Annotated in this window: 3 protein-coding genes; all 3 read right to left on the reverse strand. The window is 59.0% G+C overall.

All coding sequences use genetic code 11. The features are described from left to right. The coding region (locus AB5202_RS09910; RefSeq protein WP_368147522.1) for a PTS mannose/fructose/sorbose/N-acetylgalactosamine transporter subunit IIC at window positions 1–611 on the reverse strand (611 nt) is incomplete at its 3' end. Between the two features lie 58 nt (window positions 612–669). Continuing rightward, window positions 670–1,152, reverse strand: a complete 483-nt coding sequence (locus tag AB5202_RS09915) for a PTS sugar transporter subunit IIB (RefSeq protein ID WP_368144614.1) — start codon at window positions 1,150–1,152, stop codon at window positions 670–672. Between the two features lie 57 nt (window positions 1,153–1,209). After that, a complete protein-coding gene (locus tag AB5202_RS09920) occupies window positions 1,210–1,629 on the reverse strand; it encodes a PTS sugar transporter subunit IIA (protein ID WP_148346728.1) in 420 nt (139 codons plus the stop codon). Between the last annotated feature and the right edge of the window lie 130 nt (window positions 1,630–1,759).

Raw genomic sequence — 1,759 nt, forward strand, 5'->3', positions numbered from 1 at the left:
GGCACGAGCTGCTTGGTGAGCACCAGGCGGCCGAGCATGGCGAAGCCCATGGCCGGCAGGATGTTGGCGGCCACGCCAAAGCCAGCAAGGACAAAGGGCGGGATGAAGTCGAGCATGCCCTGGATAGCGTCAGCACCCAGATAGAACGACAGCGAGCACAGCAGGAACGCCATGATGATACCGGTGAAACCGATCAGGAAGTGCATCGCATAGACACCCTTAAGGTTGCCCTGGCCGGAGAAGACATCGGCGCGGTCAACCAGGATCGGCAGGGCGGCGTTGAGGATGTTCTTGATGGCAAGGCACAGCGTGGCGATGGGCATGGCAAGCGCGATGGCTGCCTCGGTGCTCTGGCCCAGCTGGATAGCGAAGGCGCAGGCGAGCACGCCGCCGATCGTCTCATCAGGCGGCACGTAGGCGCCGATGGAGATCGAGCCCATGAACAGCAGCTCCAGACTCGCACCGATCGCGAGGCCGGACTGCAGGTCCCCCAGCACCAGGCCCACGAGCGGGCACAGGACGATGGGGCGGAACGCATAGAGCGTACCGAGCTGGAAGTCGAACTTACCAAATGCGGCGATAAGTCCGATGAGGATTGCTTGGGTAAGCATACATCCCCCTTTCCTAATAGGACACTACGAAGAGCTCAGACTCTTCGAATTCAAACGCCTAGAGTACGCTTGCGCAGTCGACCTTGGGGTCATCGGCAAGGGGTCGAATCTCGACCTCAACGCCACGACTCAGCATCTCGCGCACATCGGCTTCCTCGGCCGCGGTCAGGAAGATCTGACGAGAGACCTGACGAGCATCGGGACGCTTCTCGTCCTTGGGCTTGGTGTTGCCCAGGTTGACCGACTTGATCTGCGGGCAGCCCTCAACAAGCTGCTTTGCCTCAGCGATAGTGGCGACACAGATGATCATCTTGTACTTGTCAGTCACGCCCGAGTTGATAGCTTCGATGGCATGCTCCATATCTTTGATGACGAGCTTGCAGCCGGCAGGCTTGCCCATCTTGAGCGTCGTCTTCCACACCGGGTCGTTGGCGACCTTATCGCCCACGCAGAAGATGCAGTTGGAGCCAAGGCCCTGAACCCAGGAAACTGCGACCTGGCCATGAAGCAGGCGATGGTCAACGCGAAGTAGCTGAATCATAATGTGACCCCCCAAAGGTCTTGTGCCGTCATACGGCGTGTCAGTAGGTGCTGCGGATTAGAACTCTTCCTCCTCCTCGTCATCGACCAAAAGATCGTTGACAAACTTCACGCGCGTATCGTCCGCAGCGACGATGGCGCGAATCGTCTCCTCAACCGGCGCCGACTCGTCAGAGAACAGCAGCTGGATGAGCAGAGGAAGGTTCATGTTGGTAACGAGGTACGTGCGGGGACGCGTCTGGACGATCTTGGTGAACTCGTTGTTGACGCTGCCGCCAAAGAGGTCGGTGCAGACAACGACATCATCGTCGGCAGACATGCCTGCCAGCAGTTTTTGGGCCTCCTCGGCCACGTCCATGCGGCCATCGACGAACATCGAAAGATCGTGGACGTTGTCGCGAGCGCCCGAGAGCAGCTCGACGCTCTCCTTGATACCGGTAGCGAAGTGCGCATGGCTGGCGATGATGTACTGTCTCATTCTGTGTTCCTCTCAATAGCCCGGCACGTTCCCGCACCCGTCTTCTTTAGTAATCGAACTGGTGATAGTAACGGCGATACTTGAGGTTGTGCTTGGTGACCGTCTCGTAGTAGCGGGCCAGGCGGTCGGT

It is taken from the genome of Collinsella aerofaciens, from assembly GCF_040915545.1.
Classification (GTDB): domain Bacteria; phylum Actinomycetota; class Coriobacteriia; order Coriobacteriales; family Coriobacteriaceae; genus Collinsella; species Collinsella aerofaciens_BE.